Annotated in this window: 28 protein-coding genes; 9 read left to right on the top strand and 19 right to left on the bottom strand. The window is 53.3% G+C overall.

Annotation, left to right across the window (positions count from 1 at the left end; all coding sequences use genetic code 11):
• Both tamB and tamA read right to left on the bottom strand, forming a co-directional pair.
• Nucleotides 1-3,780 carry an autotransporter assembly complex protein TamB gene (gene tamB, locus NA389_RS05065; protein ID WP_000060824.1) on the bottom strand — a complete coding sequence of 1,260 codons (3,780 nt, stop codon included), beginning with the start codon at nucleotides 3,778-3,780 and terminating at the stop codon, nucleotides 1-3.
• Nucleotides 3,777-5,510, bottom strand: coding sequence for an autotransporter assembly complex protein TamA (gene tamA, locus NA389_RS05060; RefSeq protein ID WP_001120237.1), 1,734 nt, complete (start codon nucleotides 5,508-5,510; stop codon nucleotides 3,777-3,779). The genes tamB and tamA overlap by 4 nt, the downstream gene beginning before the upstream one ends.
• Before the next feature lie 212 nt (nucleotides 5,511-5,722).
• Here tamA and msrA point away from each other — a divergent pair, with 212 nt between their 5' ends.
• Nucleotides 5,723-6,361, top strand: a complete 639-nt coding sequence (gene msrA, locus NA389_RS05055) for a peptide-methionine (S)-S-oxide reductase MsrA (protein ID WP_000051465.1) — start codon at nucleotides 5,723-5,725, stop codon at nucleotides 6,359-6,361.
• Nucleotides 6,362-6,543: 182 nt separating this feature from the next.
• Nucleotides 6,544-7,887, top strand: coding sequence for a hemolysin family protein (locus tag NA389_RS05050; RefSeq protein ID WP_000934970.1), 1,344 nt, complete (start codon nucleotides 6,544-6,546; stop codon nucleotides 7,885-7,887).
• Nucleotides 7,888-7,970: 83 nt separating this feature from the next.
• Here the strand turns inward: NA389_RS05050 and NA389_RS05045 are convergent, their stop codons facing one another.
• Nucleotides 7,971-8,177, bottom strand: a complete 207-nt coding sequence (locus NA389_RS05045) for a DUF1107 domain-containing protein (RefSeq protein ID WP_000689229.1) — start codon at nucleotides 8,175-8,177, stop codon at nucleotides 7,971-7,973.
• 326 nt (nucleotides 8,178-8,503) lie between these two features.
• On the opposite strand from NA389_RS05045, the gene NA389_RS05040 reads away from it, so the two are divergent.
• A complete protein-coding gene (locus tag NA389_RS05040; protein WP_000175305.1) occupies nucleotides 8,504-9,061 on the top strand; it encodes a YtfJ family protein in 558 nt (185 codons plus the stop codon).
• Here the strand turns inward: NA389_RS05040 and cysQ are convergent.
• Nucleotides 9,051-9,791, bottom strand: coding sequence for a 3'(2'),5'-bisphosphate nucleotidase CysQ (cysQ, locus tag NA389_RS05035; protein WP_000893397.1), 741 nt, complete (start codon nucleotides 9,789-9,791; stop codon nucleotides 9,051-9,053). The two genes, NA389_RS05040 and cysQ, sit on opposite strands and share 11 nt — an antisense overlap.
• A 267-nt stretch (nucleotides 9,792-10,058) precedes the next feature.
• Here cysQ and NA389_RS05030 point away from each other — a divergent pair, with 267 nt between their 5' ends.
• Nucleotides 10,059-12,002, top strand: coding sequence for a bifunctional 2',3'-cyclic-nucleotide 2'-phosphodiesterase/3'-nucleotidase (locus tag NA389_RS05030; protein WP_000589376.1), 1,944 nt, complete (start codon nucleotides 10,059-10,061; stop codon nucleotides 12,000-12,002).
• A 57-nt stretch (nucleotides 12,003-12,059) separates the two neighbouring features.
• Here NA389_RS05030 and NA389_RS05025 read toward each other — a convergent pair whose 3' ends face one another.
• Nucleotides 12,060-12,446 carry a winged helix-turn-helix transcriptional regulator gene (locus NA389_RS05025; RefSeq protein WP_001201297.1) on the bottom strand — a complete coding sequence of 129 codons (387 nt, stop codon included), beginning with the start codon at nucleotides 12,444-12,446 and terminating at the stop codon, nucleotides 12,060-12,062.
• A gap of 87 nt (nucleotides 12,447-12,533) precedes the next feature.
• Between NA389_RS05025 and NA389_RS05020 the strand changes: the two genes are divergently transcribed.
• From NA389_RS05020 to ytfE, 3 genes are all read left to right on the top strand, one after another.
• Nucleotides 12,534-13,382 (top strand): SDR family oxidoreductase, encoded by an 849-nt coding sequence (locus NA389_RS05020; protein ID WP_000560619.1) that lies wholly within the window; start codon nucleotides 12,534-12,536, stop codon nucleotides 13,380-13,382.
• 80 nt (nucleotides 13,383-13,462) lie between these two features.
• Entirely contained in the window at nucleotides 13,463-14,428 is a 966-nt protein-coding gene (locus tag NA389_RS05015) for a DMT family transporter (RefSeq protein WP_000623290.1), read from the top strand.
• 102 nt (nucleotides 14,429-14,530) lie between these two features.
• On the top strand, nucleotides 14,531-15,193 hold the full coding sequence (gene ytfE, locus NA389_RS05010; protein ID WP_000331471.1) for an iron-sulfur cluster repair protein YtfE: 663 nt from the start codon (nucleotides 14,531-14,533) through the stop codon (nucleotides 15,191-15,193).
• A 111-nt stretch (nucleotides 15,194-15,304) separates the two neighbouring features.
• Here the strand turns inward: ytfE and cycA are convergent, their stop codons facing one another.
• Nucleotides 15,305-16,714: a D-serine/D-alanine/glycine transporter gene (gene cycA / locus NA389_RS05005; protein WP_000228323.1), complete on the bottom strand. Its 1,410-nt coding sequence runs from the start codon at nucleotides 16,712-16,714 to the stop codon at nucleotides 15,305-15,307.
• Nucleotides 16,715-17,009: 295 nt separating this feature from the next.
• Entirely contained in the window at nucleotides 17,010-17,630 is a 621-nt protein-coding gene (fklB, locus tag NA389_RS05000) for an FKBP-type peptidyl-prolyl cis-trans isomerase (protein WP_000235161.1), read from the bottom strand.
• 219 nt (nucleotides 17,631-17,849) lie between these two features.
• Between fklB and NA389_RS04995 the strand changes: the two genes are divergently transcribed.
• Nucleotides 17,850-18,485, top strand: a complete 636-nt coding sequence (locus tag NA389_RS04995) for an OapA family protein (protein ID WP_001119444.1) — start codon at nucleotides 17,850-17,852, stop codon at nucleotides 18,483-18,485.
• A gap of 49 nt (nucleotides 18,486-18,534) precedes the next feature.
• On the opposite strand, the gene NA389_RS04990 is transcribed toward NA389_RS04995, so the two are convergent.
• From NA389_RS04990 to rpsF, 5 genes are all read right to left on the bottom strand, one after another.
• Nucleotides 18,535-19,461, bottom strand: coding sequence for a DMT family transporter (locus tag NA389_RS04990; protein WP_000381075.1), 927 nt, complete (start codon nucleotides 19,459-19,461; stop codon nucleotides 18,535-18,537).
• A 147-nt stretch (nucleotides 19,462-19,608) separates the two neighbouring features.
• The gene (rplI, locus tag NA389_RS04985; RefSeq protein WP_001196065.1) at nucleotides 19,609-20,058 is read right to left on the bottom strand and encodes a 50S ribosomal protein L9; all 450 of its coding nucleotides are present in this window, start codon (nucleotides 20,056-20,058) and stop codon (nucleotides 19,609-19,611) included.
• A 41-nt stretch (nucleotides 20,059-20,099) separates the two neighbouring features.
• On the bottom strand, nucleotides 20,100-20,327 hold the full coding sequence (rpsR, locus tag NA389_RS04980; RefSeq protein WP_000135199.1) for a 30S ribosomal protein S18: 228 nt from the start codon (nucleotides 20,325-20,327) through the stop codon (nucleotides 20,100-20,102).
• Between the two features lie 4 nt (nucleotides 20,328-20,331).
• Complete coding sequence (gene priB, locus NA389_RS04975; RefSeq protein WP_001519453.1) at nucleotides 20,332-20,646, bottom strand: primosomal replication protein N; 315 nt, start codon at nucleotides 20,644-20,646, stop codon at nucleotides 20,332-20,334.
• A gap of 6 nt (nucleotides 20,647-20,652) precedes the next feature.
• Entirely contained in the window at nucleotides 20,653-21,048 is a 396-nt protein-coding gene (gene rpsF, locus NA389_RS04970) for a 30S ribosomal protein S6 (RefSeq protein WP_001216673.1), read from the bottom strand.
• Between the two features lie 386 nt (nucleotides 21,049-21,434).
• On the opposite strand from rpsF, the gene yjfY reads away from it, so the two are divergent.
• Nucleotides 21,435-21,710 (top strand): DUF1471 family protein YjfY, encoded by a 276-nt coding sequence (yjfY, locus tag NA389_RS04965; RefSeq protein WP_000466076.1) that lies wholly within the window; start codon nucleotides 21,435-21,437, stop codon nucleotides 21,708-21,710.
• A gap of 52 nt (nucleotides 21,711-21,762) precedes the next feature.
• On the opposite strand, the gene NA389_RS04960 is transcribed toward yjfY, so the two are convergent.
• The 7 genes from NA389_RS04960 to ulaA form a co-directional block, all read right to left on the bottom strand.
• Nucleotides 21,763-22,320 (bottom strand): YagU family protein, encoded by a 558-nt coding sequence (locus NA389_RS04960; RefSeq protein WP_000026294.1) that lies wholly within the window; start codon nucleotides 22,318-22,320, stop codon nucleotides 21,763-21,765.
• Nucleotides 22,321-22,407: 87 nt separating this feature from the next.
• Nucleotides 22,408-23,094, bottom strand: coding sequence for an L-ribulose-5-phosphate 4-epimerase (locus NA389_RS04955; protein WP_001170774.1), 687 nt, complete (start codon nucleotides 23,092-23,094; stop codon nucleotides 22,408-22,410).
• Complete coding sequence (ulaE, locus tag NA389_RS04950) at nucleotides 23,094-23,948, bottom strand: L-ribulose-5-phosphate 3-epimerase UlaE (protein WP_000949530.1); 855 nt, start codon at nucleotides 23,946-23,948, stop codon at nucleotides 23,094-23,096. Before ulaE ends, NA389_RS04955 begins: the two co-directional genes overlap by 1 nt.
• A 9-nt stretch (nucleotides 23,949-23,957) precedes the next feature.
• Nucleotides 23,958-24,608, bottom strand: a complete 651-nt coding sequence (ulaD, locus tag NA389_RS04945) for a 3-keto-L-gulonate-6-phosphate decarboxylase UlaD (RefSeq protein ID WP_000056761.1) — start codon at nucleotides 24,606-24,608, stop codon at nucleotides 23,958-23,960.
• Nucleotides 24,609-24,621: 13 nt separating this feature from the next.
• Entirely contained in the window at nucleotides 24,622-25,086 is a 465-nt protein-coding gene (gene ulaC / locus NA389_RS04940) for a PTS ascorbate transporter subunit IIA (RefSeq protein ID WP_000776537.1), read from the bottom strand.
• A gap of 9 nt (nucleotides 25,087-25,095) precedes the next feature.
• Nucleotides 25,096-25,401, bottom strand: a complete 306-nt coding sequence (gene ulaB / locus NA389_RS04935) for a PTS ascorbate transporter subunit IIB (protein WP_000218358.1) — start codon at nucleotides 25,399-25,401, stop codon at nucleotides 25,096-25,098.
• Nucleotides 25,402-25,416: 15 nt separating this feature from the next.
• Entirely contained in the window at nucleotides 25,417-26,814 is a 1,398-nt protein-coding gene (gene ulaA / locus NA389_RS04930; RefSeq protein WP_000404876.1) for a PTS ascorbate transporter subunit IIC, read from the bottom strand.
• Nucleotides 26,815-26,838 lie beyond the last annotated feature (24 nt).

Here is a 26,838-nt window from a genome sequence, read left to right as displayed (position 1 = left end):
CTAAAACTCAAACTGATAGAGCAAATCAAGTGCCTGATCTACGCCAGACACTGCTTCCAGATATAGCTTAGGCATCAGGCGATAACGTAACGTGAGCGTCGCCAGAGAGTCAAATATCCCTACACCATACTTCACCTGTAGACCCGGCAGTACATAGCCGCTGACCACGACCTGAGACGAATCGCCCACCCCTTGCGTGTCCAGCGCCAGATTACTTACGCCGAATGTCTCTCCGATTTTACCCACAACCTGACCACTTTGCGCAACCCCCAGGCCAATAAGCATGGAGGTCATTGCTGCGCTATCACTCTGATTGCTGTCCAACCCCTGCCCACGCAGCAGATAAGAAAGCGCTTCAGCCTGCGGCATCGCCGGATCGGAGAAGATTTCCGCTTTGGGTTCATCAGCAGTGCCTGTGACACGCACGCCCGCAATGACATCGTCTTCGGTGGCGTCAGGGTTACGGATCGCTTCGATATTGAGCAGCGGCTGATCCGGCGGGCCGGAGAACAGCAGCTCGCCTTTACGGACAAGCAGGTCCTGGCCGTAGGCGCGGAATCGGCCGTCAGGAATATTGATTTGACCATTCAGCCCCAGTCCCTGCTTATCCTGCGCGACTTTCAAATCGCCGGTCAAACGCGCTTTAAGCCCGAAGGCGTCGATGCGCACGTTGTTGCCGACGTGGACCGTCAGATTACTGTTGATGGGAATAGACGCTGTCTGCGGCGTTTCTGGTTGCAGGTCATTATTGAGCATAACCACATCGCTGGAGACGCCAACCGCGCTCTCCGGCAGGTCGTGCACCACAATTCGCGCCCACGGAACGTCCACACGCCCATCCAACGTGAACAGCGAAGGCGTCGCGTCAAAGACCACATCCGGCGAGACATCCAGGCGCACCATCGGCGGAACGGTAATCCGCACCCGGCTGCCTTTCGCCGTCACCCGCGTGCGCCAGTTGTCAATCTGGCTCCAGTCGGCGTTACCGTTCAGGTTAATTTGCCCTTGTTGTGTTCGCACGATACCGGCGAGCGTCGAACGCGTACCGCTAAAGTTCATGGTGAGCTGGCTCGGCTGCATCTCAAACGGCATAAAATTACCGTCAATATCCAGCGCGCTAAGCTGCAACTGACCAAACAACTGCGGGCTTTGCACATCGCCGCCCAGACGTAGCCTGGCGTTTAACATTCCCGCCGCTTTTTCGCCGCGCGAAAAGACAGGGTTGACCATCGCCAGATTGAGATTGCGCATGTTGACGTTACCGCCGAGATTGCGCCGCCCCTGAGGATCGGTTACCTGCACCTGGCCATCGAATTGACCATTGTTCGTCAGGCGAATCAGCCATCCCAGCTCGGCGCGATTATTATGCAGTTCGGCGCTGAGGTTCAGCGTCTCAAACGCGACCGGTAACGGCGCGTCATTGACGGTCTGCGTGACCTTCACGTTACGACCGGAAAGCGTGACCTTCCCCTGCGGCAATCCCTCCTGGGTGGTATCCCACGACACGTCCGCTTTCCCGCTAAAGACCCCGCTGGCCTGAGTGGTATCAGGCATAAATGGCTTCAGCATCGCCAGATCAAAGCGGTTGAGATTGACCACCGCCCGTCCTGCGGCGCCCGCATCAATGGTTTGCGGGATGCACAGCTCGGCGTTCGGGTTCAGCCAACAATGCGGCCCGATACTGATTTTCTGTTCTTTATTACGGTAGTCCAGCGCAATCGCGCGGGTTAACGACCATGGCCCCACTGGCGTCTGGAAACGGGTGTCGCTTAACGTCCCTTTCCAGCGCGCCGCCTCGCGATCAAAACTGCCTGTCAGGGAGAGTTGACCGGATACCGGTTCTCCCTGAACACGGAGCTGTAGCTGATGCTGCTTCTCGCTGCCTTTGGCGTCAAGCGTCACCAGATTGATGTTAACGTCGGGCTGCGAAATCCGCTCTACGCGAACGTTGAGATGGCCCGCTATCTGATCGGTGGATTTAATATCGCCCTCAATGCGCGCCTGGGCGACAGACAGCTCCTGCCAGCGCAAGCCGCGGGCGGTGATATCCGCCAACAGCTGCGGCGCTTCTACCGTACCGCGGACTTTAACGATTCCTTTTGCCATGCCGCCCAGTCCTGGCAGCGCATTATCCAGCCCTGGCGCATCGATGGCGGCGTCAAGATTCAGCTCCTTAACGCCAAGCTCGCCTTTTATATCGGCGCTGTTTGGGCCCAGCGCAAGGTGCAGCCCCGGGATCGTCCACTGCATGTAGCTGTTGCCCTTTAGCGTCCCGTTGACGTTAACGCTGTTCTGCTTCACATTGCCGGTCAGCTTGAGCTCCGGGACATCCATCTGCCAGGTGCCGCCGTAGAGGCTGCCTTTGGTTTTCATGACGCCGTTAAGCTTCGCGGGCCAGTCCGGGATCTCTTTAGCGGTATTGATGCCATTCAGCGTCAGTTCGCCACGCCAGCTAATCGCCTGCTGCCAGTCCACCAGCGCTTTCAGTTCGGTTTTTCCCTCCAGAGCGGCGACGGTGAGTTTATCGAGATTAATCTGCCGCTCATTCCCTTTGGCATCCAGCGTGATGGTCGCCGGCGGAATATCTTGTCCTTTCACGGCGGTTCGCATCGACAACGTATAGTCGGTCATCTTACCGCTCAGTTTGAGCTTCAGATCGTCAGCCTGAAACTGGGTATCACCCGTCAATGGCCAGGCAATGCGTTGGCTGACGACCTCAAGATTGAGCGGTAAACCGGCCTCCGCCAGCCGCGTCTGGGCGCGAAGCGCGACATCCATCGGCCCAGAAAGGTTCACCCCGACCTCCAGTTGTTCGCGTAGCGCGCCGCCGACCTTGAGTTTTATCTTTTCACCCTTTAGCGGATCGATATTCAGCGTACTGTTGAGCGTAATATCAACCGGCCAGTTATTGGCGAGCTGCGCCGTACCGGAGGCTTTCACCGTGCCCTGGTTGGCGTCGATATCCAGCGTATCCAGCTTCATATTACCGTCGATACTGCTGACTTTAAGCAGCATCGTGCGCACCGTCAGATCGGTATCGCCGGTGATGCGTAGCTGCTCGCCGCGAAATGACTCGATATTCAGATTGAGCGGCAGGTGAACATCGGTCATCTCCGGCATTACCGGTTTTGCAAACAGATCTTTTAGCGTTTCGCCAAGCGGCTTTTCATCCGGTTGAGGTTTCTCGATTTTGGGTTCAACCACCTCTTCCTGCGCCACGTCAGCGACCTTCGGCAGAGCGATCAGCAATCCCTGAAGCCGCGTCGGTTTCAGGGTCAGGTTCTTCTCCTGCCATGCCAGCCCGGAGGTAAAATCCAACACCGAAACGGTAGTGTCATCAATCTTGATATTGATGTTATTCAACGCCACGCGCGACAGCGTGATGGGCCAGGGGGTGGAGAGGTTCAGCGGTCCGCTTTCTTCCTCTTCTTGCGCCGGTTCGGAAGGCGGCATTTTTTTGCTGTCGATAGCGACATTGATGTCTTTTAGCGCCAGATCATTGACGCACAGGCTACTGCGCCACAGGCAATCAAGCCCGACGGCCAGATGAATTTCGCCCGCATTCACCGCAACGCCCGGCTGCTCATAGCGGATATTTTTTAATGATAAGTCCCGCCAGCCGCCGGTGACCTGCCCAATCTCCAGCCCCGGCACCCAGCGGTTCGCCGCACTGAATACCAGATGCAGCCCCGTCGTCGTCCCGACCAGAAACGCAACGCTCGCCAGTAACACCACAATGAAAATCAACACGCCGAGGCTTATTTTCTTCCATAAACTCATAATTCAGGCCCCAGACCGATATAAAACTGTAAACCGTGTTCGTCTTTGTCGCCGACCGGTACGGCAAAATCGAGTTTGACAGGCCCAACCGGCGACGCCCAGCGCACGCCGACCCCGGTCCCGGTTTTAAAATCGCTACGGCGAATATCACTCACCGCCTCGCCGCTATCGACAAACACTGCCCCCCACCATTTGCCGGTGACGTTATACTGGTACTCCAGCGATCCGGTTGCCAGTTTTGAGGCGCCTTTAAGATTGCCGTCGCTATCTTTAGGCGAAATAGATTTGTATTTATAGCCGCGAATACTGCGGTCGCCCCCGGCGAAGAAACGTAAATCCGGCGGAACTTTGTCGAAATCACCGGTTTCTATCCAGCCCAAATTGGCGCGCATCACAAAACGGTGGCGATCGTACAAAGTCCGAATCCAGACGTTTTGCGCCTGCAGCACGGAGAAATCCACGTCGGAGCCCCAGGCCGTATTCGAATAGTCTACTGAATAGCGCTGCGAATCGCCCCAGGTTGGCATCAGTCCCCCTCGCGAGCGGGTTCGGCTGATCATCACGCCCGGGTAGAACAGCATGGTGGTATTGGTGACGTTCCCCTGGGTAAAGTGGTCGAAACTCCAGCGCAGGTTAATCGCCCGCTGCCAACCGCTGGAAAGGTCCCAGTAACGCGACACGGCAAGCGTGGTCGAGTCCTGCTCCGTATCATTCAAATCGGTACGTTTAAAACCGCCCTGTACCAGATAGTATTGCTCCAGCGGGTTTTTCAGCAGCGGCATTTTATAACTAAAATCCAGCACCTGTTCCGGCGCAGAAATACTGGTGCTGGTGGTCAGGCTATGACCGTAGGAGTTCATCCACGGTTTTTTCCACGACGCTTTCACGCGCGGCCCGACGTCGGTGGAGTACCCCACCCCAGTTTCAATCGTGTTTTCGGTTCGCGGCGATACCACGCCTTTTAACGGCAGAATTTTTGTTTTACGCGATTTCTCAAATTCCGGCGCCACCACGACAGAATTAAACCATCCGGTAGCGGAAAGTCGGCGGTTTAGTTCCGCCAAATCTTTCGACTCGTACTCATCGCCCTCTTTAAACGGCAACAGATTTTGTAAATATTCATCACGAATCTGCGAACCTTCGAAGGTGACAGGTCCGAAGCGATAGCGCTCACCGCTATCATAATCAATATCCCAAAACGCCTGATGACGGCCCAGAGCAATTCCCAACTGACTTTTAACGAATTCGCTGTCGAAATAGCCTTTACGTAGCGACACGCTGGTTAACGACTTCTTAAAATTGTCATAGTCTCCCTGGTTCAGCACCGTGCCGATTGCCGGACGCGTTTTCAGTAAGGCCAGATAATCTTTGTCTGTGCGCGCGCCGCCGCGTAAAATGACTTCTGTACCGCCAATCAACACCGGCTGGCCGGGCGTAACCCTGGCGATTAATACCTGCCGTCCTTTCGCAGGCGGTGGAAGCAGGTCGAATTTGATAGTGGGTTCGTAATAGCCTAACGCTTTAAGCCCTTCGCGAATCGCATCATCAACTCGGGCGCGAAAGCGCCGATCCGGCGTCACCTCATCGCTCTGAATCGTAGAGAGCTGTGCGCGAACGTTTTTTTCCAGCTCTCCGGATAGCCCTTCGACTTTCAGACGAACATTTGCGGCTACCGCAGAACTGCTCAGGCACAGTAAGCTAACCCAACATAACTGACGGATATGTGGCACATTTTCTCCTGAATATCCCCTATTCCCACCCCTGGAAAAAATCACACTACCGCTCCGCGGCTTAACATAAAATCAACAATTTCGATTGAAAAGCAGACGACTGCCCAAATATTTCTTATGGTTAAATCCAGATACATTAATGTTGTTATTGTGTGCAAAGATGCGTCTCGTTACAACCTTAACGCCAATTAACGCTTTCGGGAGAATAGCTCATGAGTTTATTTGATAAAAAACATCTGGTTACTCAAGCAGATGCGTTACCAGGACGCAACACCCCGATGCCGATCGCCACTCTGCATGCGGTAAATGAACACTCTATGACCAATGTCCCTGCCGGGATGGAGATCGCCTACTTCGCTATGGGCTGTTTCTGGGGCGTAGAACGTTTATTCTGGCAATTGCCCGGCGTATATAGCACCGCGGCAGGGTATGCGGGCGGTTACACGCCTAATCCAACCTACCGGGAAGTCTGCTCCGGGCAGACCGGTCATGCCGAAGCGGTACGGATAGTGTACGATCCTGCCGTTATCCGTTATGAGCAGCTTTTACAGATTTTCTGGGAAAATCACGATCCAACGCAGGGGATGCAACAGGGTAACGATCACGGTACGCAATACCGTTCTGCGATTTATCCCTTAACGCCGGAACAGAGTGCCGCTGCTCACGCCAGTCGCGAGCGCTTTCAGTCGGCAATGGCCGCCGCCGGAAACCATCGCCCTATTACCACGGAAATCACCCATGCGACGCCGTTTTACTACGCCGAAGATGAACACCAACAGTATCTGCACAAAAATCCATACGGTTACTGTGGGATTGGCGGGATCGGCGTTTGCCTGCCGCCTGACGCGTGACGACGCTGGCGTAGGGGGAACTTGTCGGAGTTGAAAATGAACCCTCTGGCGACTTTACAGTAGCTTACGCTATACTAGCCCTGAACTTATCGGCTCACTGCTACGAGCCGGTTTTCATTAAACGTTACCACACGGATTTATAAACTTCCCTTCCGAGGATCTGGCGTTTCGCCGGATAAGATATGTTAAACAGTATATTCATTATATTCTGCCTGATCGCTGTAAGTGCGTTCTTCTCCATCTCCGAGATCTCGCTTGCCGCATCACGTAAGATTAAACTTAAGTTATTAGCTGATGAAGGCAGTATCAACGCACAACGCGTATTGAAAATGCAGGAAAATCCCGGCATGTTTTTCACCGTTGTGCAAATTGGCCTGAACGCCGTCGCTATTCTTGGCGGTATCGTCGGCGATGCGGCATTTTCGCCCGCCTTTTCCGCCCTTTTCTCGCACTATATGTCGCCAGAACTCTCCGAGCAGCTGAGCTTTATTCTCTCTTTCTCGCTGGTGACGGGGCTGTTTATCCTGTTCGCGGATTTAACCCCGAAACGCATCGGTATGATTGCGCCAGAAGCTGTGGCTTTGCGTATCATCAACCCGATGCGCTTCTGCCTGTTCGTTTTTCGCCCGCTGGTGTGGCTGTTTAACGGCATGGCAAACAACATCTTCCGCCTGTTCAAAATTCCAATGGTGCGGAAAGACGACATTACTTCTGATGATATTTACGCAGTGGTGGAAGCCGGCGCGCTGGCGGGCGTCTTGCGCAAGCAAGAGCACGAACTGATTGAAAATGTGTTTGAACTTGAATCCCGCACCGTACCGTCTTCCATGACGCCGCGCGAAAGTATCATCTGGTTTGATCTGCACGAAGACGAGCAAAGCCTGAAGAAAAAGGTCGCCGAACATCCGCACTCAAAATTTTTGGTGTGTAATGAAGATATCGACCACATCATCGGCTATGTAGACTCCAAAGATCTGCTGAACCGCGTGCTGGCGAACCAAAGTATGGCGCTGAATGGCGGCGTGCAAATTCGCAATACCTTGATTGTGCCGGATACGCTGACCCTTTCTGAGGCGCTGGAAAGTTTCAAAACGGCGGGCGAGGATTTCGCGGTCATTATGAATGAATACGCACTGGTCGTCGGTATCATTACGCTGAACGATGTGATGACCACGCTAATGGGTGACCTGGTCGGCCAGGGACTGGAAGAGCAAATTGTGGCACGCGATGAAAATTCCTGGCTGGTTGACGGCGGCACGCCGATTGACGACGTCATGCGCGTGCTGGATATCGATGAGTTTCCGCAATCCGGCAACTATGAAACCATTGGCGGCTTTATGATGTTTATGCTGCGCAAGATTCCAAAACGTACTGATTCGGTGAAGTTTTCCGGCTACAAATTTGAAGTGGTGGATATCGACAACTACCGTATCGATCAGTTGCTGGTGACGCGTCTCGACAATAAAAGCAACGTACCGGCACCGAAACTGCCCGATGCGCAAGGTAAAGAAGACAGCGCGGCCTGAAATCCGTTTGCCAGAAACATCAACGGCTCCTGATTCAGGAGCCGTTTTTTTTACTTTTTTAACCTACTGCATAGCACTTTTGGTTACGCCATCTCAGTTTGCAGACGCATAACCTGACGGTTAACTTCAGACATCACAGACAAGTGCTGCTTGTCTCTCACTTTTGGGATAAGAATCTTACCCTTATCGAACTCAAAAGCGCCAACATCCTTGATATATAACCGTCCACGGAACAGGATCTTCACGTACTTCGCCACCTGTAGCGGGTTGTAGCGTTGGAAAATTTTCATTGTTGTCTCCTGCAGAGTATTACGCCCTTGCGGTGCCACAATCGGCCCAACAGTTTTAAGGCGCAAATTTTAATGCCATATGACTATAGACCATATCTACGTCGTTTCCAGTGTGCATAAGTATATTTACCTTTTGATTACAGTTATTCAGAATTATCTAAACATCAGCTCATTTTTCTCAGTATATGCCTTCATTTTTCACAGGAAGTGTGCGCCCGCCCGCAAACTGGCATCCCCTTTGCGGGAAAAAGCATCAATCGCACATATGATTAACTATCGGCCCAAAGTGGTCGGATCACCTGCAAAAAAATAAAGAAGGAATGACCATGACCCTACGTAAAATTCTGGCGATGTCGTGTCTGCTACTCCCCATAATGGCTTGTGCGCATAACCTTGAAGTTAACCAACGGGTGCCGCCGGTAGGCATTGCCGATCGTGGCGAACTGACGTTGAATAAAGATGAGTTTAGTTATAAAAACTGGAATAGCGCGCAGCTGGCGGGAAAAGTGCGCGTCCTGCTGCACATTGCGGGTCGAACGTCAGCGAAGGAAAAAAACGCCACGCTGATTGAAGCGATTAAATCAGCCAAGCTCCCGCATGACAGATACCAGACGACCACAATTGTGAACACTGATGATGCGATCCCAGGCTCCGGTATGTTCGTGCGTAGCAGTATAGAAAGTAATAAAAAGCTCTATCCGTGGTCGCAATTTATTGTCGACAGCAATGGCGTGGCGCGTAACGCCTGGCAATTAAAAGAAGAGGGGTCCGCCGTCATCGTGCTTGACAAAGACGGTCGGGTTCAATGGGTGAAAGATGGCGCGTTAACCCAGCAAGAGGTACAGCAGGTGGTCGACCTGCTGCATAAGCTCCTCAGTAAATAGTCACCCGGAAGCCGGGGTTAAGGAACGATTCACGAGGGGTATAGTCCAGCGTTTTTCCCTGCCAGTCGTGAACGTGCGCCCCGGCTGCAACGGCAATGGCATGACCTGCGGCAGTGTCCCAGACGCTGGTCGGCCCAAATCTGGGGTAAAGCTGCGCCAGGCCTTCCGCCACAAGACAGAATTTCAGCGAGGAACCAATAGAAGTTGTCTGATGTTCGCCAAGCTGTTGGAGATATTCGGTGAGTTCATCATCCGTATGCGAACGGCTAATCACCACCAGCGGCGGGCGGGCATCCCGGACCTGAATCTGCTTACGCACCCCGCACTCCTCTTTCCAGGCCTTACCTTCCGCCGCGTAGTACATCACTTTCAGCACCGGCGCATAGACCACGCCCAACACCGGCTTGCCCTGCTCAATCAGCGCGATATTGACCGTGAATTCGCCATTGCGCTTGATGAACTCTTTGGTGCCGTCGAGCGGATCGACCAGCCAGTAGCGCTGCCAGTGCTGGCGCACTTCCCAGGCAGGCGGATCTTCTTCTGAAAGCACCGGAATATCCGGCGTGAGCGTGCGTAACCCTTCGAGAATCACGGTATGTGCGGCGATATCCGCCGCAGTGACTGGAGAATCGTCCTGCTTGCGGGCGTACTCCATCGGTTTGGCTCCATCATAAACCTGCATAATGGCATCGCCCGCGTTCCGTGCAAGCTGGCATACTTGTTCTAACATTCTCCACCTCTTTATGACGGGGGCGTTAACTCGTTGTTTTACTTATACCCGATCGTTAAGGGTTCCGCCAACTGTGATACCGTCTGCGGTTTTGATAATACCTTTCATGGCATGATTCACCCTTCTGTGAACACTCGCAAAAAATCGGCCGGATGGGGCGGTTTCGCCTTCTTCTGGCGACGGTCGGAACGATATCGGGTTTCACTGTTTATCATCGCTATTTTTCACTATCCGGCTTTTCTATTGCGTTCTTAAAAGGTGCCTCTGATGATTAAGTTTAGTGCAACGCTTCTGGCTACGCTGATCGCCGCCAGCGTGAATGCGGCCACCGTCGATCTCCGTATCATGGAAACTACTGATTTACATAGCAACATGATGGATTTCGATTATTACAAGGATACCGCAACCGAAAAATTCGGATTGGTACGTACCGCAAGTTTGATTCATGCCGCCCGAAATGAAGTCAAAAACAGCGTGCTGGTGGATAACGGCGACCTGATTCAGGGGAGCCCTCTGGGCGATTATATGGCGGCAAAAGGGCTCAAAGACGGTGATATTCACCCGGTCTATAAAGCGCTCAACACTCTGGATTACGCGGTTGGAAACCTCGGCAACCATGAGTTTAATTATGGTCTGGACTATCTGCATAACGCGCTGGCCGGCGCGAAATTCCCTTATGTTAACGCCAATATTATCGACGTTAAAACCCAAAAGCCGCTCTTTACGCCTTATCTGATTAAAGAGACGAGCGTTATTGATAAAGACGGCAACCCGCAAACTCTGAAAATCGGCTATATCGGCTTTGTTCCGCCGCAAATCATGATTTGGGATAAAGCGAATCTGAGCGGCAAAGTTACCGTCAATGACATTACGGAAACCGCCCGGAAATATGTGCCCGAAATGCGCGAGAAAGGCGCTGATATCGTGGTAGTCATTGCTCACTCAGGCCTTTCTGCCGATCCGTACCACAGCATGGCGGAAAACTCGGTTTATTACCTCAGCGAAGTTCCCGGCGTCGACGCGATTATGTTTGGCCACGCCCACGCCGTCTTCCCCGGTAAAGATTTTGCCGACATCAAAGGCGCGGATATCGCCAAAGGTACGCTTAACGGCATTCCTGCGGTAATGCCTGGCATGTGGGGCGACCATCTGGGAGTGGTCGATCTGGTGCTCAATAACGACAGCGGCAAATGGCAGGTTACGCAGGCGAAAGCGGAAGCGCGGCCTATCTATGACGCCGCCGCTAAAAAGTCGCTGGCGGCGGAAGACAGTAAGCTGGTCGATATTCTGAAAGCCGATCACGATGCCACCCGCGAGTTTGTCAGCAAGCCCATCGGCAAGTCTGCCGATAACATGTACAGTTATCTTGCTCTGGTGCAGGACGATCCTACCGTACAGGTGGTGAATAACGCGCAAAAAGCGTATGTGGAACACTTTATTCAGGGCGATCCGGATCTGGCGAAACTGCCGGTGCTGTCCGCCGCCGCGCCGTTTAAAGTTGGCGGGCGTAAGAACGATCCTGCCAGCTTTGTCGAAGTGGAAAAAGGCCAGTTGACCTTCCGTAACGCCGCCGATCTTTATCTCTATCCGAATACGCTGGTGGTGGTGAAAGCCAGCGGTAAGGAGGTAAAAGAGTGGCTGGAATGTTCTGCCGGACAATTTAATCAGATTGATATTCATAGCAACAAACCGCAATCGTTGATCAATTGGGATGGCTTTCGCACCTATAATTTCGATGTCATTGACGGCGTGAATTATCAAATCGATGTGTCACAGCCCGCCCGCTATGATGGCGAATGCCAGATGGTGAATCCGCAGGCGGAACGTATTAAAAACCTGACCTTTAACGGTAAGCCTGTCGACCCGAACGCTACGTTCCTGGTCGCCACGAATAACTATCGCGCTTACGGCGGCAAGTTTGCCGGTACGGGCGACAGCCATATCGCCTTTGCGTCTCCGGATGAAAATCGCGCCGTGCTGGCGGCATGGATTGGCGCAGAGTCAAAACGCGCGGGCGAAATCCATCCGGCGGCGGATAATAACTGGCGTCTGGCGCCAATCCACAGCGATACGGCGCTGGATATCCGCTTTGAAACATCGCCAGGCGATAAAGCCGCTGCCTTCATTAAAGCGAAAGGGCAGTATCCGATGAAGAAGGTTGCCGTCGATGATATTGGTTTTGCCATTTATCAGGTGGATTTGAGCAAGTAACGTGAGTCCCGTATGGCGCTGCGTTTATTCGGCCTGACTGGCAGGCCGAATAAAGCGCTAGCCGCCATCTGATAAACGCTCCCGCTGCGCCAATACCTGGGGCAAATTCAGTTCTATCCAGTCCGCCAGTGCGGCGACTTTATCGCTCACCTGCTCGCCAAGCGGCGTCAGGCTGTACTCTACATGCGGCGGAACAACTGGATATGACACCCGGTTGAGAAATCCGTCCTGTTCAAGCGCCTGTAACGACTGCGCCAGCATCTTTTCACTCACGCCTCCCATCTTGCGGCGCAGGTCGCTAAAACGGTGTGTACCGTCGCGTAACGCGACCAGAATCAGTACGCCCCAGCGACTGGTGACATGTTTTAACACCTCACGGGACGGGCACTGTTCAGCAAAGAGATTGCCTTCACGCAACTGCCGGGAAAGAGTATGAGCGCGCATTGATACTTACCTTTTTGTACGTACTTACTAAAAGTAAGTTTAGGTGGTAGCGTAATAAAACACAAGACCAACACTGAGGAGTTCACCATGATTGCTATCACTGGCGCAACAGGCCAACTGGGCCAACACGTTATTGAAAACCTGCTAAAAACGACGCCCGCCAGTCACCTCGTCGCGATCGTCCGTAACCCGAAAAAAGCCGCCCCGCTCAGTCAGCGCGGGATTGCCGTTCGCCAGGCGGATTACGCTAACGAAGCCGCGCTGACCACCGCCTTACAGGGCGTTGATAAACTGCTGCTCATTTCATCCAGCGAAGTGGGACAACGCACCGCGCAGCACCGCAACGTCATTCAGGCCGCCATTGCCGCGAAGGTGAAATTCATCGCCTATACCAGCCTGCTACATGCGGATAAATCGCCGCTGGCGCTCGCCGATGAACATATTGAAACGGAAAAGATGCTGGCTGAGTCAGGTATTCCTCACACACTATTACGTAACGGCTGGTATACGGAAAACTACCTGGCGAGCGTCCCTGCCGCGCTGAAGCATGGCGTCTTTATTGGCGCGGCGGGAGAAGGGAAAATCGCCTCCGCAATGCGCACTGACTATGCCGCCGCCGCCGCACGCGTCATCCGTGAAGAGGGTCACGCCGGGAATGTCTACGAGCTGGCGGGTGATGACGCCTGGACATTAAGCCAGTTGGCGAATGAACTTACTCATCAGAGCGGAAAAAAAATCGTCTACCAGAACCTGAGTGAAGTCGATTTTGCCGCCGCGCTGAAAGGCGCAGGCCTGCCTGACGGACTGGCGGATATGTTAGCCAATTCTGACGCTGGCGCGGCGAAAGGCGGCTTGTTCGATGACAGCCATACGCTGCGTAAACTCATCGGTCGCCCGACGACGACGCTCACAGAAAGCCTTCGCTCCGTACTGTAAGTGTTAAAATTTAGTTAATTTATGTGGCATCCTCATAGACCTTCTCTGATAATGACGGAACGGTTTATGAGGAGAATCTGATGATTAGCGGCGTGCTATACGCCCTGCTGGCAGGGCTAATGTGGGGATTGATTTTCGTCGGCCCGTTAATCGTGCCGGATTACCCGGCCCTCTTACAGTCAATGGGACGCTATCTGGCGCTGGGGCTGATTGCCCTGCCGATTGCCTGGTTAGGCCGCACGCGGTTACGCCAGTTGACGCGCAAAGATTGGTCCACCGCCCTGTCGCTGACCCTGATGGGCAATGTAATCTATTACGCCTGCCTCGCCAGCGCTATTCAGCGAACCGGCGCGCCGGTGTCGACGATGATCATCGGGACATTGCCGGTCGTCATTCCGCTTTTCGCTAACGTTCTCTATAGCCAACGAGACGGCAGATTATCCTGGCGGCGTTTAGCGCCCGCGCTGGCGCTTATCGGTTTTGGCCTGCTGTGCGTCAATATTGCTGAACTTAGTCAGGGATTATCCGATGTTAGCGGCTGGCGCTATGGTTCAGGCATTGTGCTGGCGCTGATTTCCGTAGCGTGCTGGGCATGGTATGCGCTGCGCAACGCCCGCTGGCTGCGGGAAAATCCCGACAAACATCCCATGATGTGGGCAACGGCGCAGGCGCTGGTTACGCTGCCGGTCTCGTTAATCGGCTATGCGGCGGTCTGTCTGTGGCTGAGTATCCAGAAACCGCTGTTTACCCTGCCCTTTGGCCCGCATCCCGCGCTGTTTATCGGTCTGATGATCGCCATCGCGGTGCTGTGTTCCTGGGTGGGCGCGCTGTGCTGGAATATCGCCAGCCAAAAATTGCCAACCGTGATTTTAGGGCCGCTGATTGTTTTTGAGACGCTGGCGGGACTGCTCTATACCTTCATTCTGCGCCAGGAAATCCCGCCATTCCTGACGTTAAGCGGCATTGCGCTCCTGGTGGCGGGCGTGGTCATTGCCGTGAGAGCGAAACCGGAAAAAGCGACCGTCGTTCCGGTCACGGAACGCTAATTTCATACTCGCTTAAATTATACGCACCCCGAAAGAGTTATAGCCTCGCCTTAAAGATGCATTTAAAATACAACTTATATTATTGCAAATGAGGTAACGGCTATGGCTTATCGCGATCAACCTTTAGGCGAACTGGCGCTCTCTATTCCCCGCGCATCGGCGCTGTTTCGCCAGTACGATATGGATTACTGCTGCGGCGGAAAACAGACGCTGGCGCGCGCCGCCGCGCGTCACGACGTCGATATTGACATCATAGAAGCGCAACTGGCGCAATTGGCTGAACAGCCCATCGAAAAAGACTGGCGCGCTGTTCCGCTGGCGGACATTATTGACCATATCGTTGTGCGCTATCATGATCGACACCGCGAACAACTGCCGGAGCTTATCCTGCAGGCAACCAAAGTGGAACGCGTTCACGCGGATAAGCCAAACGTCCCACGCGGCCTGACAAAATATCTCACCGCGCTGCATGAAGAGCTTTCCAGCCATATGATGAAAGAAGAACAGATCCTGTTCCCAATGATTAAACAGGGTATGGGTCGCCAGGCAACGGGCCCGATAAGCGTAATGGAAAGCGAGCATGACGAGGCGGGAGAGCTGGTAGACGTCATCAAACACGTCACCCAAAATGTAACGCCGCCGCCAGAAGCCTGCACCACCTGGAAAGCGATGTATAACGGCATTAATGAGATGATTGATGATCTGATGGAGCACATCAGCCTGGAGAATAACGTGCTGTTCCCACGCGCGCTGGCCGGGGAATAATCGCCAGCCAGGCATTTTGCCGGATGGCGGCTGTAAACCGCGCCTTATCCGGCCTACAAATCAACGCTACGCTGTAAGCCCGGTAAGCGCCAGCGCCACCGGGCAAAACAATTAACGCATTCCCGCCATTCGTTTCTTACCTATCAACAGCCAGCCCAGACCCAACGTGATAAACCACAGCGGCGTCACGATCAGCGCCTGGCGCGTATCGTCTTCCAGCGTCAGTAATACCAGCACGAATGCAAAGAACGCCATGCAGACCCAGCACATCAGCTTACCGAGCGGCATCTTATAGATGGATTTTTCATGCAGGTGGGGACGCTTTTTGCGGTACACCAGGTATGAACACAGAATGATGGTCCAGACAAACATAAACAGGATAGCCGAAACCGTAGTGATCATGGTGAATGCGCCAATCACGCTCGGGTTGACCATCAGCATAACCACGCCGCCCAGCAGGCAGATACAGGAGAAGGTCAGGCCTTTCGCCGGTACCGCGCGTTTCGATAGCTTAGCGAACGCTTTTGGCGCCACGCCTTCTTGCGCCAGGCCAAACAGCATACGGCTGGTCGAGAAGACGCCGCTGTTGGCGGAAGACGCCGCCGAGGTCAGCACGACAAAGTTGATCACGCTCGCGGCGGCAGGTAGCCCCACCAGTACAAACAGCTCAACAAACGGGCTCTTATCCGGCACCACGGAACTCCACGGCGTCACCGACATAATGACAATCAGCGCAAAGACGTAGAACATGATGATACGGATCGGTATTGAGTTAATCGCGCGCGGCAGCGATTTTTCCGGATCTTTAGTTTCTGCGGCGGTAGTACCGACCAGCTCAATGCCCACGAAGGCGAACACCGCAATCTGGAAACCGGCAAAGAACCCGCTAATACCTTTCGGGAACCAGCCGCCGTCATTCCACAGATGCGCAAAAGACGCTTCAACGCCGGTCGGCGATTTAAAGTGCATCGCAATCATCACCAGCCCGACCACAATCAACGCCACGATGGCGACGATTTTGACCATAGCAAACCAAAATTCCATTTCACCAAACATTTTAACGGTGGCGAGGTTGAGGCTTAGCAGCAGGATCACTACCGCCAGCGAGGCGACCCAATCGGAAAGGCCGGGAAACCAGAACTGCGCGTAGGCGGTAATCGCCACCACGTCAGCCATACCGGTCACTACCCAGCAAAACCAGTACGTCCAGCCGGTGAAATATCCCGCCCAGGGGCCAAGCAGGTCGGAAGCAAAATCGCTAAACGATTTATATTCCAGATTCGAGAGCAGCAATTCCCCCATGGCGCGCATCACGAAAAAAAGCATAAAACCGATGATCATATACACAAAAATGATCGACGGTCCGGCGAGACTGATCGTTTTACCCGATCCCATAAACAGACCGGTACCAATAGCGCCGCCAATAGCGATAAGCTGTATATGACGGTTTGTAAGATTGCGCCGTAGCGACTGTTCAGCCGGAGCCTGTTCGTCGGCTGCGACTTTTACCTGATCTACCATGTTTTTCTTCCTGTACCTGTCTGTGTTGTGCGGGCTCTACGGCCTTTGGTCTATGATACGACGATCCTGTTATCAGGACTCATCGATATTAGGTAAGAATCGGCGGGATGAATACTAAGATTCAAATACAATGTTAATTTTATGTTTAAAATGAGTGTTATATCACTTTGATAATGCGAATTAGCTCACAAAAATACACGTAACGACGCCATTTGCAAAATAAAATATTGGCATCTGCTGAAGTCAGGGTTGCCGGATAAGGCGTTTACGCCGTCATCCGGCAAACCCGGAGCGCTTAGAGAATTTCCAGCAGTTCCACCTCAAACACCAGGGTGCTGAATGGCGGAATAGATGCCCCGGCCCCACGCTCGCCATAGGCCAGCTCCTGTGGGATAGTCAGTTCCCATTTGGAACCTACTGGCATCAGAGTCAGCGCTTCAATCCAGCCGGCGATCACGCCATTTACCGGGAATTCAGCCGGTTCGCCGCGCGCGACGGAGCTGTCAAATACGGTGCCATCAATAAGCTTACCGGTGTAATGCACGCGTACGCGGTCGGTACGCGCCGGAATCGCGCCTTCGCCCTGCGTCAGAACGCGGAACTGTAAACCAGATTCAGTACTGTTCACACCGTCTTTTTCGCGGTTTTCTTCCAGGTATTTCACGCCTTCGGCCGCCATCGCTTTGAAACGCTCACGACGCACCGCGTCCGCACGCTCATGAATTTCACGCAGCGCGCGATGCACCACATCAACAGGAACCGCCGGGTGTTTACCTTCCAGCGCATCAGCAATACCTGCAACCAGCGCTTCAGGCAACAGCCCTTCAAGACCGGATTCGCTGAGCTGCTGCCCTACCTGCAAACCAATGCCATAGCTCGCTTGCGCTTCAATAGTGTCAAAAGTCGGGGTGGCCATTATTTTTCCTTCATCGGATATCAAAAAAGTAGCGGGCAGCATAACAGCCACGCTTCTTCTGGTAAAACTTTGTCTCAGGGAGGATGACAAATCGCAGGGAAAAAGAAACAATAGATTATCCGTATTGATGTCACGAAAGCGGATAGCACTACCAGTATCATAGCGTTAGCCATCTATACTCTATGATTAAGGAACGAGATGCGGAGCAGGAGGTAAACCATGCCCGGGCGCTTTGAATTAAAACCAACCCTGGCGAAAATCTGGCACGCGCCGGATAATTTTCGCATCATGGAACCGCTGCCGCCTATGCATCGTCGTGGCATTATCATTGCCGCTATCGTGCTGGTGATCGGTTTCCTGCTGCCCGCCAGCGAGACCAGCGACTCGCCTGTCGTCACGCGGGAAGCGCAATTGGATCTGCAATCGCAATCACAGCCGCCGACGGAGGCCCAGCTTCAGGCGCAGCTGGTCGCGCCGCAAAACGATCCGGATCAGGTGGCGCCCGTTGCGCCGGAACCTATCCAGGAAGGCCAGCCGGAAGAACAAAACCAGCCGCAGACGCAGCCTTTCCAGCAGGATAACGGCATCGGTCAACAGTGGCGCTCGTACCGGGTTGAGCCTGGTAAAACTCTGGCGCAACTGTTCCGTGACCACGGACTGCCCCCAACAGACGTTTATGCAATGGCGCAGGTAGAAGGCGCTGGCAAGCCGCTGAGTAATCTCAAAAATGGTCAAATGATTAAAATTCGCCAGAATGCCAGCGGGGTGGTGACAGGTTTAACGATAGATGGCGATAACGGCCAACAGGTGCTGTTTACGCGTCAGCCTGACGGCAGTTTTATTCGCGCACAGTAACGCCGGCTACGCCTTACCCCGCCTGTACCCTATTCGTTCAGGTGAAGCATTACCGCTTCACCTTATTCACCCACCAGATCCCCGAACACACCAGCACCAGCGCGATCATGTATTTCCACTCCAGAATATTCTCGCCGAGGAAAATAGCCGAAAGAGCCGCGCCGGAAACCGGGATCAGAAAGTTAAACGGCGCAATCATCCCCACGCGATTATATTTGAGTAAAATGCTCCATAGCGCAAAAGCGACCGACGAGAGCAACGTCAGGTAGACTAAAATCGCCACCGACGAGAAGCCATGTATCGTCAGCGTACCGCCAAAAACGTAGCCGCCAATGACCAGTACCAGACCGCCAATCCCCAATTGATAGCCAGTCATGACCATCGGATCGACCGTCTGCGAGAGACGTTTGCCATACAATGTGGCCGCAGAAAGAATAAACGCCGCCAGCACCACGGAGCCTTCTCCCGGCAGATTAAAGCTGAAATCCAGGCCGTTGCTGACGTTCACCACCATGACGCCCGCAAAGCCCAGAATACAGCCGAGCGTTTTGTTGTAGCTCAATCGGTCGTTCTGATAAATAAAATGCGCCAGCAATACGCTGAAGAATGTGCCTGTCGCGTTCATGATTGAGCCTTTCACGCCGGAGGTAAACGCAAGGCCGATATAGAAAAAGAGATATTGCAGCGACGTCTGAGTCAGCCCCAGTAACGTTAACTGAGCAAACTGGCGCGGACGAAACCGACCAATCGGTTTACGCTGAAGCAGCGCGAACAGTAGCAGCAACCCACCCGCAAACAAAAAACGATAACCAGCAAAAACAATTTTAGAAGGGATATCGTCGGTGGCTATCTGAAAGAGGTCATAACCGCTTTTGATGGCTGGATAAGCGCTACCCCATAGCAGGCAACAAAATGCGGCACACACATAAACGACGTTTTTGCGGGCAAACGGGGAGGCCTGGCGTTGGGTATCCATTCTTTCACCAAGAAATTAAAATAATGTTTTATTTTTGATTATCGCGAAAAGAGGGGGAGATAGCCAGTCGAAAAGCGATGGGGTTAAAAAAGCAAAACGTCGGCGCTGGGCCGACGTTTCGTTGCTAGCAAAAACGAGAATGCCTGATTACTCAGCAACCACGTTGATGATAACTTTTGCGAATACTTCGCTGTGAACCTGGAAGTTCACTTCGTGTTCGCCAGTGGTACGCAGAACGCCGTTCGGCAGACGAACTTCGCTCTTAGCCACGTCAACGCCAGCTGCAGTCACAGCGTCAGCGATGTCGCGAGTACCGATGGAACCGAACAGTTTACCTTCGTCGCCTGCTTTAGACGCGATAGTAACGGTTTCCAGGGCGTTGATTTTCTCTGCGCGTGCATTTGCAGCAGCCAGAACGTCAGCCAGTTTAGCTTCCAGTTCAGCGCGACGTGCTTCGAAGTATTCAACGTTTTTCTTGGTAGCCGGAACAGCTTTACCCTGTGGTACCAGGAAGTTACGAGCATAGCCCGCTTTAACGTTAACCTGATCACCCAGGCTACCCAGGTTTGCTACTTTATCAAGCAGAATAACTTGCATTACCTTATCCTCTCAAAGTCGTATTAATGGACCGTGACCGATTACTGATGGCGATCAGTGTACGGCAGCAGAGACAGGTAGCGAGCGCGTTTGATAGCGCGAGCCAGCTGACGCTGGTATTTTGCACGGGTACCGGTGATACGGCTTGGGACAATCTTACCGCTTTCGGTGATGTAGTTTTTCAGCGTAGCGATATCTTTATAGTCGATCTCTTGAACGCCTTCCGCGGTGAAACGGCAGAACTTGCGACGACGGAAATAACGTGCCATATGGCTAGTCTCCAGAATCTATCAATTCAATCTGCTCGGCATGCAGAACCATTTTGCTCAGACCGTTCTTTGCCTTGTGGCAAGAGATAAACCCCTGAACGGTTATGCGGCTGCCGACCGTTATACTGTGAGTAATGGCCTGGTTTTCGTGTCCGCTAACAATAACGGGCATTTGGCACCACGCCTGCCGGTGAAAGCCGGCTTCCTCTTGCACAGAACGATGCTCAAGCACGAACTGGCAATGCGGAATTCCTGATGGACTGACCTTTCGAAGGGGGGCCCTGCACACGGTGCCGGACAACGCCAGACGGTTGGTCATCAGAAATTACTCTTCAGAATCCCCAGCTTCAGCATCATCTGCGGTTTCGTTAGCGAAATCATCGCGACGCTCACGGCGCTCGTCTTTCGCTTTAACCATCGGAGAAGCTTCGGTAACAGCGTGCTTAGTACGCATAACCATGCTGCGGATAACGGCATCGTTGAAGCGGAAGGTAGTTTCCAGCTCATCGATCACTTCCTGCGGCGCTTCAACGTTCATCAGAACATAGTGCGCTTTGTGCAGTTTGTTGATCGGGTAAGCCAGCTGACGGCGGCCCCAGTCTTCCAGACGGTGGATCTTGCCTTCTGCGCCAGTGATGGCAGCAGAGTAACGCTCGATCATACCCGGAACCTGTTCGCTCTGGTCAGGATGGACCATAAAAACGATTTCGTAATGACGCATCGAATTGCTCCTTACGGATTATTCAGCCTCCTGTCTGGGTCAGCCGCGGCCCATGGAGGCAAGGAACGTGTTAAAGGTCGGCTGAAAAATGACGCGTTATAATACTGACACGCCCGGCGAAACTCAAGGCAATAGTTCGATTATTTATGTGCCTGCCGATCAGTTCTGAAATGTAAAAGATTAAGGATGAGATACCGACCTGTTAACCACCATAACAGCTAGCGAGTTGACGATTTATCAGGCATCAGCGGGAAATGCGGTAATTTTTTGAACAACTGCATCAGAAATGGTCGCTATCGCTCCTGCTGGTAGCGATTAAAATAACATCAGAGGTTCACAAAAAAGGAGGCAGGGCCAGGTCAGCAACCGCCGCCGAGGAGGTCACTATGTTCTTCCGTATTTTCCCCCTTCTGGCTGGATTTTTGCTCAGCGTAAATACAATGGCAGCCATTGAAATTGATAATCGTCAGGCCAGAAATATGGACGATATACAGAGCTTAGGCGTGATTTACATAAACCATAATTTCGCGACTGAAAGCGAGGCCCGCCAGGCGCTGAAAGAAGAAACTGATGCGCGAGGCGCAACGTACTACCACCCGATTTTGTTACGGGAGCCCGGTAGTAACGGCAACATGCATGCCAGCGCGGAGATTTATCGCTAGTATCAGGAAAATACCATAGTTTTGCCCCCTGGTCAGGGGGCATTTTTTTCGCTTATCGGGTTGTTAATGGCACTTCGGCATCCGGCTCATGCGTTATGCGGTTTCGCAGATCGCGGCGCATTAACTCAATCACCCAAAACCAAAATACATGTCCCAGAATTTCAGAAGCGTACTCGTCAAAAGGAAGTTGTGTAAGCGGAGGCGTTAAGTTCAGCGCCGGGCAGAATATGCCATGCACGACAACCGTAACAATCAGCCCCGCCAGTATCCCCTGCCATAATTTAACTTTCGGGAAAATTTCCGCGACGACGCAGTAACCTATTGCGAACACCAGCGAAAAGATAATGTGAGTTACCATCACAGGGTTAATAACATGCTCAGAAAAGGTATAAACCGTTTGTGTTGGGTCAATGCCTAAATAATCCCGCAAAAAAATATACGGTGGATTAAACTCATCGCGCCCGCCGGAAAACGTTCGCGGCGGTAAAGGAACTTCCGCGCCCCATTTTACAAATGCTGAAATAATACCCGCTGCAAAACCAATTAACGCAGCTACTCCATACCGACGCCGCTGTGGGTCAGTTTTAACAAACAATCCGTTGATAGACACAGTAGTATGATTCTATAGAGTGTTATGAAAGAAGCTCCGGAATCTGACCAATTACATCCCTGAGGGATAGGATCCCGGAGCGTTGTTTTACTTCTGCCCGTAATACGCATTCGGGCCATGCTTACGCATGAAGTGCTTGTTCATCAGATAATCGTCGATGGGGTTGAGGCCAGGGTTAATACCGCGCGCAATCCACGCCATTCGCGCCACTTCCTCCATGACGACCGCGTTATGTACCGCATCGTGCGCATCTTTCCCCCAGGCGAACGGCCCGTGTTGATACACGACAATGCCTGGCGTATGCAGCGGTTCCACCTCGCCCAGCGTTTCGATAATCACCTTACCGGTGTTCAGCTCGTACTCGCCCTGCACTTCTTCTTCGCTTAACGCTCTGGTACAAGGAATATCGCCAAAGAAATAGTCCGCGTGCGTGGTGCCGAGCGCTGGAATAGCCATCCCCGCCTGCGCCCATGCCGTGGCGTGGGTGGAGTGGGTATGAACGACGCCGCCAAGCGACGGATAGCGTTGATACAGCGCCAGATGGGTAGCGGTATCGGAAGAAGGACGATAACCTCCCCCCACCACTTTGCCATCCATATCCACCACCACCATGTCATCTGCCTGCATGGTTTCATAGGCGACACCGCTTGGCTTAATTACCACCAGCCCGCGTTCGCGATCGATAGCGCTGACGTTGCCCCAGGTAAACGTCACCAGTCCATAACGGGGCAAATCCATGTTAGCGTCAAATACCTGCTGCTTGAGTTTTTGCATTAGGCTGCCTCCACCAGACCGGCGCTGGCCATGCGCGCTTTCACCCAGTCACGCGCTTTCGCTACCTCTGCCGCCGGGTTCTCTGCTGTTTCGCTCCACATCTCAATCAGATAGGGCCCGCAATAGCCACTCTGTTTGAGCGTTTCGAAGCAGCGTTCGAAATCGACAACGCCTTCGCCAAACGGCACATTTTTGAACACGCCGGGTTTAGTATCTTTGACGTGTACCGCGACGATATGCCCGATTCCCGCCTGTAGCTCCATCTGTACGTCGTTATCCCAGGCAGACAGATTGCCGATATCCGGATAGAGCTGGAACCACGGGTTATTGAGGTAGTGAGCATAGCCCAGCGCTTTACTGATGGAATTCATCAGCGGGTAGTCCATGATCTCCATCGCCAGCGTCACCTGGGCGCGGCTGGCCATATCAACGCTCTCTTTTAACCCATCGCGGAAGCGGCAACGCGTTTCGTCGTTGGCCTGCTGATAGTAAACGTCGTACCCCGCCAGTTGAATGACGCGAATCCCGACGTCCTGCGCAAACTGAATCGCTTTACGCATAATCTCCAGCCCCTGCGCCCGTACCGCGTCATCTTCGCTACCGAGTGGAAAACGACGATGCGCGCTCAGACACATGGACGGCACGCGCACGCCGGTTTCAGCAACCGCGCTCACCAGCGCCAGGCGCTGCTCGCGACTCCAGTCGAGCCGCGCCAGTCGGGCGTCGGTCTCGTCCACCGACATTTCAACGAAGTCAAAACCCAGCGTTTTCGCTAGCCGCAGGCGCTCCAGCCAGCACTCCCCGGCAGGGAGCGCTTTTTCATAGATGCCGAGCGGAATTTGTTTCGACAGCATAGCCGCTCCTTAGCCCCACAGTTGGGCAATGGAGCGTTTGAACTGCCGTGCGGCTTCTACCGGCGATTCGGCATCGCGAATGCTGCGCCCCGCGATAAAGACATGGATCGGAATGCCTTTGAACAGCGGCAGGTCTTCCAGCGCCAGCCCGCCGGTCACGGTCACTTTAAAGCCCATATCGGACAGCCGCTTAATCGCAGTAATATCCGCTTCACCCCACGCCACGCCTGCGGCCTGCGCGTCGCGGCTGCGGTGGTAAACCACTTGCTGAATGCCCGCATCGCGCCACTGCTGCGCCTGTTCCCAGGTCCAGTAACCGGTCAGCTCGATTTGCACGTCGCCGTTGAACTCTTTTGCCACATCCAGCGCGCCTTTCGCGGTGTTGATGTCGGCACAGCAAATCACCGTTACCCAGTCCGCGTTGGCTTCGAAACACATACGGGAGAGGATTTTACCGGCATCGGCAATTTTGGCGTCCGCCAGCACAATTTTGTGCGGATAGAGCGCTTTCAGGTCGCGAACGGCGCGCACGCCTTCGCCCACGCACAGAATGGTGCCCACTTCAATGATATCGACTTCTTCGGCAATCAGGCGGGTGGTTTCATAGGCGCTATCCATAGTCTGGTTGTCCAGCGCGACCTGCAACATTGGTAATGACATTTTCAATTCCTTCTTAAGCTGCCGCGTTGGTGCGGTCAATGAGATCCAGGACTTCCTGCGCGGTACGGCAGGCGCGTAAACGGTCGAAATTGGCTTCGTCTTCAAACAGATTAACGATCTGCATGATGCCCACTTCCTGGTGAGTGTTGGCATCGACCGCCGCCATGGTGATCAGAATATCCACCGGGTCGTTATCTTCGTGGTTGAACTCCAGCGGCTTTTTCAGCGTCACCAGAGAAAAACCGGTTTTCTTGACCCCTTCTTCCGGGCGGCCATGCGGCATCGCCAGGCCGGGGGCAATCACAAAATAGGGGCCAAACTGCTCAACGCCATCGAGAATGGCCTGGTAATAGCGCGACTCCACCACGTCGGCAGCCACCAGTAAATCGACGCCGATCTTGACGGCTTCCTGCCAGGTATTCGCTTCAGCCTGCAGGCGGATAGAATTATTCTCCGCCAGTGAATCACGTAATTTCATGTTGCATCCTTACTTCACGTCTTGCGGGAAATGTTCTTTGATCACTTCCAGCAGTTTCGGGCCGAAGTCAGCTGGAGAGAGCATGTTGCGCACGCCAACCACATATTTGTTGCCGGTCACGCTGATTTCGCCTGCAATATGGGTAGAAGCGATGATGATATCCGCGCCGCTCAACTCGCTTTTGTACTCGCCAACCGCGCAGCTGTTTACCGTGTGGTCAATGTTTGATTGGGTTAAAAACTGGTCCACTTTCATTTTCATGATCATGGAACTGCCTTGTCCGTTGCCACACACAGCCAGAATACGTACGGTCATAATCAAAACTCCTTATTAAGCAGACTGTTCTGCCAGTTGTTTTTCTGCATCTTCTTCTGCGCGCAGTGCGCGGCCAGCGAAGAACATATAAGCCAGTGCAATTACAATGATGACGGCCATAAAGGCGATACCGAGGGAGAAGAAGCCCTGCATCATCGGCGGTGCCAGAATCGACCAGTCCGCCATACCCATCCAGGCACTCATACCGGTGAGTTTCACCGCCCAGACGCAACCAAAGATTTCAATCATCCCCATCACCAGACAAATTTTCAGCGCCGCACGCCAGCCGCCGAAGTGGTTAGCGAACACGCCGATAGTGGCGTTAGAGAAGAACATCGGGATAAAGCCAGGAATAATCAGGATCGAGGAGCCGCAGGCAACCAGGATGCCAACCGCAATCAGCTGACCAATGGTGCCCCACATAAAGCCCCAGACCACCGCGTTCGGCGCGAAGCTATAAATAGCCGCACAGTCAATCGCCAGTACTGCGCCCGGAATCAGACGCTGGGAGATACCGTTAAAGGCCTCAGAGAGTTCTGCCACAAACATGCGCACGCCCTGAGTGATGATGAAGATCGCCACCGCAAAGGAGAAACCGGTTTGCAGGATGTAGACCGTCCAGTGCACTTTGCCCGCCATCGCCTGCACGGTGTCGATACCGAAGGAGAGCAGAATGGCACCAAAGAAGATGGTCATTACAATCGCCGTGGAGACGATGTTGTCGTGGAAAATGTTCAGCCAGCCCGGCAGTTTGAGGTCTTCAACGCTTTCCTCTTTTTTGCCCAGGAACGGCGCGACTTTATAGGCAATCCAGGAAGCAAACTGCTGCTGGTGACCGATGGAGAAACCACAGCCATCGGTCACTTCCTGAGTCGGCTTATACATCATGTTGGAGGTAATACCCCAGTACAGGGAAACCAGTATCGCCGTGCAGATAATGGTGGTCCACATGGAATAGCCGAAGATATAGAAAGAGACCGCAATCAGCCCCGCCTGCTGGAACATGATGTGCCCGGTCAACATGATGGTGCGAATACCGGTAATGCGTCGCAACAAGACGTAACAAATATTCAGCGCCAGCGCGAGCAACACCGCGTAGCCTACCCAACTATACGCATCACCCATCCGTTCGATCGTTGCCATCATCGAAGCATAGGTATCGGAAATCGCGCCGTTGATGCCGTAAACCTCAGACATTTTCGCCACCACCGGTTTAAAGGTGCTGGTCAGAATGCCGGACCCGGCCTGTAGCAGCATGAAGCCAATGATGGTTTTGATCGTCCCTTTGATGATCACGCTGACGCTTTTACGCAGCAGGATATAGCCCAGGCAGGTCACAATACCCAGTAATAGCGGGGCATTGGTCATTACCTGATTAAAGAAAATGGTAAAGATGTTGTAGAGGATCTCCATAACGATCTCCGGTAGACAAGGTTG

Source organism: Salmonella sp. NW645, from assembly GCF_051703725.1.
In the GTDB taxonomy this organism is placed as follows: domain Bacteria; phylum Pseudomonadota; class Gammaproteobacteria; order Enterobacterales; family Enterobacteriaceae; genus Salmonella; species Salmonella enterica.
The sequence above is the reverse complement of the archived record's forward strand: the minus strand, read 5'-3'. Positions and strand labels throughout refer to the sequence as shown.

Coding starts and splice junctions, on each gene's coding strand:
- tamB (WP_000060824.1), bottom strand. CDS start 3,780: ATGAGTTTATGGAAGAAAATAAGCCTCGGCGTGTTGATTTTCATTGTG.
- msrA (WP_000051465.1), top strand. CDS start 5,723: ATGAGTTTATTTGATAAAAAACATCTGGTTACTCAAGCAGATGCGTTA.
- NA389_RS05050 (WP_000934970.1), top strand. CDS start 6,544: ATGTTAAACAGTATATTCATTATATTCTGCCTGATCGCTGTAAGTGCG.
- NA389_RS05045 (WP_000689229.1), bottom strand. CDS start 8,177: ATGAAAATTTTCCAACGCTACAACCCGCTACAGGTGGCGAAGTACGTG.
- NA389_RS05040 (WP_000175305.1), top strand. CDS start 8,504: ATGACCCTACGTAAAATTCTGGCGATGTCGTGTCTGCTACTCCCCATA.
- cysQ (WP_000893397.1), bottom strand. CDS start 9,791: ATGTTAGAACAAGTATGCCAGCTTGCACGGAACGCGGGCGATGCCATT.
- NA389_RS05030 (WP_000589376.1), top strand. CDS start 10,059: ATGATTAAGTTTAGTGCAACGCTTCTGGCTACGCTGATCGCCGCCAGC.
- NA389_RS05025 (WP_001201297.1), bottom strand. CDS start 12,446: ATGCGCGCTCATACTCTTTCCCGGCAGTTGCGTGAAGGCAATCTCTTT.
- NA389_RS05020 (WP_000560619.1), top strand. CDS start 12,534: ATGATTGCTATCACTGGCGCAACAGGCCAACTGGGCCAACACGTTATT.
- NA389_RS05015 (WP_000623290.1), top strand. CDS start 13,463: ATGATTAGCGGCGTGCTATACGCCCTGCTGGCAGGGCTAATGTGGGGA.
- ytfE (WP_000331471.1), top strand. CDS start 14,531: ATGGCTTATCGCGATCAACCTTTAGGCGAACTGGCGCTCTCTATTCCC.
- cycA (WP_000228323.1), bottom strand. CDS start 16,714: ATGGTAGATCAGGTAAAAGTCGCAGCCGACGAACAGGCTCCGGCTGAA.
- fklB (WP_000235161.1), bottom strand. CDS start 17,630: ATGGCCACCCCGACTTTTGACACTATTGAAGCGCAAGCGAGCTATGGC.
- NA389_RS04995 (WP_001119444.1), top strand. CDS start 17,850: ATGCCCGGGCGCTTTGAATTAAAACCAACCCTGGCGAAAATCTGGCAC.
- NA389_RS04990 (WP_000381075.1), bottom strand. CDS start 19,461: ATGGATACCCAACGCCAGGCCTCCCCGTTTGCCCGCAAAAACGTCGTT.
- rplI (WP_001196065.1), bottom strand. CDS start 20,058: ATGCAAGTTATTCTGCTTGATAAAGTAGCAAACCTGGGTAGCCTGGGT.
- rpsR (WP_000135199.1), bottom strand. CDS start 20,327: ATGGCACGTTATTTCCGTCGTCGCAAGTTCTGCCGTTTCACCGCGGAA.
- priB (WP_001519453.1), bottom strand. CDS start 20,646: ATGACCAACCGTCTGGCGTTGTCCGGCACCGTGTGCAGGGCCCCCCTT.
- rpsF (WP_001216673.1), bottom strand. CDS start 21,048: ATGCGTCATTACGAAATCGTTTTTATGGTCCATCCTGACCAGAGCGAA.
- yjfY (WP_000466076.1), top strand. CDS start 21,435: ATGTTCTTCCGTATTTTCCCCCTTCTGGCTGGATTTTTGCTCAGCGTA.
- NA389_RS04955 (WP_001170774.1), bottom strand. CDS start 23,094: ATGCAAAAACTCAAGCAGCAGGTATTTGACGCTAACATGGATTTGCCC.
- ulaE (WP_000949530.1), bottom strand. CDS start 23,948: ATGCTGTCGAAACAAATTCCGCTCGGCATCTATGAAAAAGCGCTCCCT.
- ulaD (WP_000056761.1), bottom strand. CDS start 24,608: ATGTCATTACCAATGTTGCAGGTCGCGCTGGACAACCAGACTATGGAT.
- ulaC (WP_000776537.1), bottom strand. CDS start 25,086: ATGAAATTACGTGATTCACTGGCGGAGAATAATTCTATCCGCCTGCAG.
- ulaB (WP_000218358.1), bottom strand. CDS start 25,401: ATGACCGTACGTATTCTGGCTGTGTGTGGCAACGGACAAGGCAGTTCC.
- ulaA (WP_000404876.1), bottom strand. CDS start 26,814: ATGGAGATCCTCTACAACATCTTTACCATTTTCTTTAATCAGGTAATG.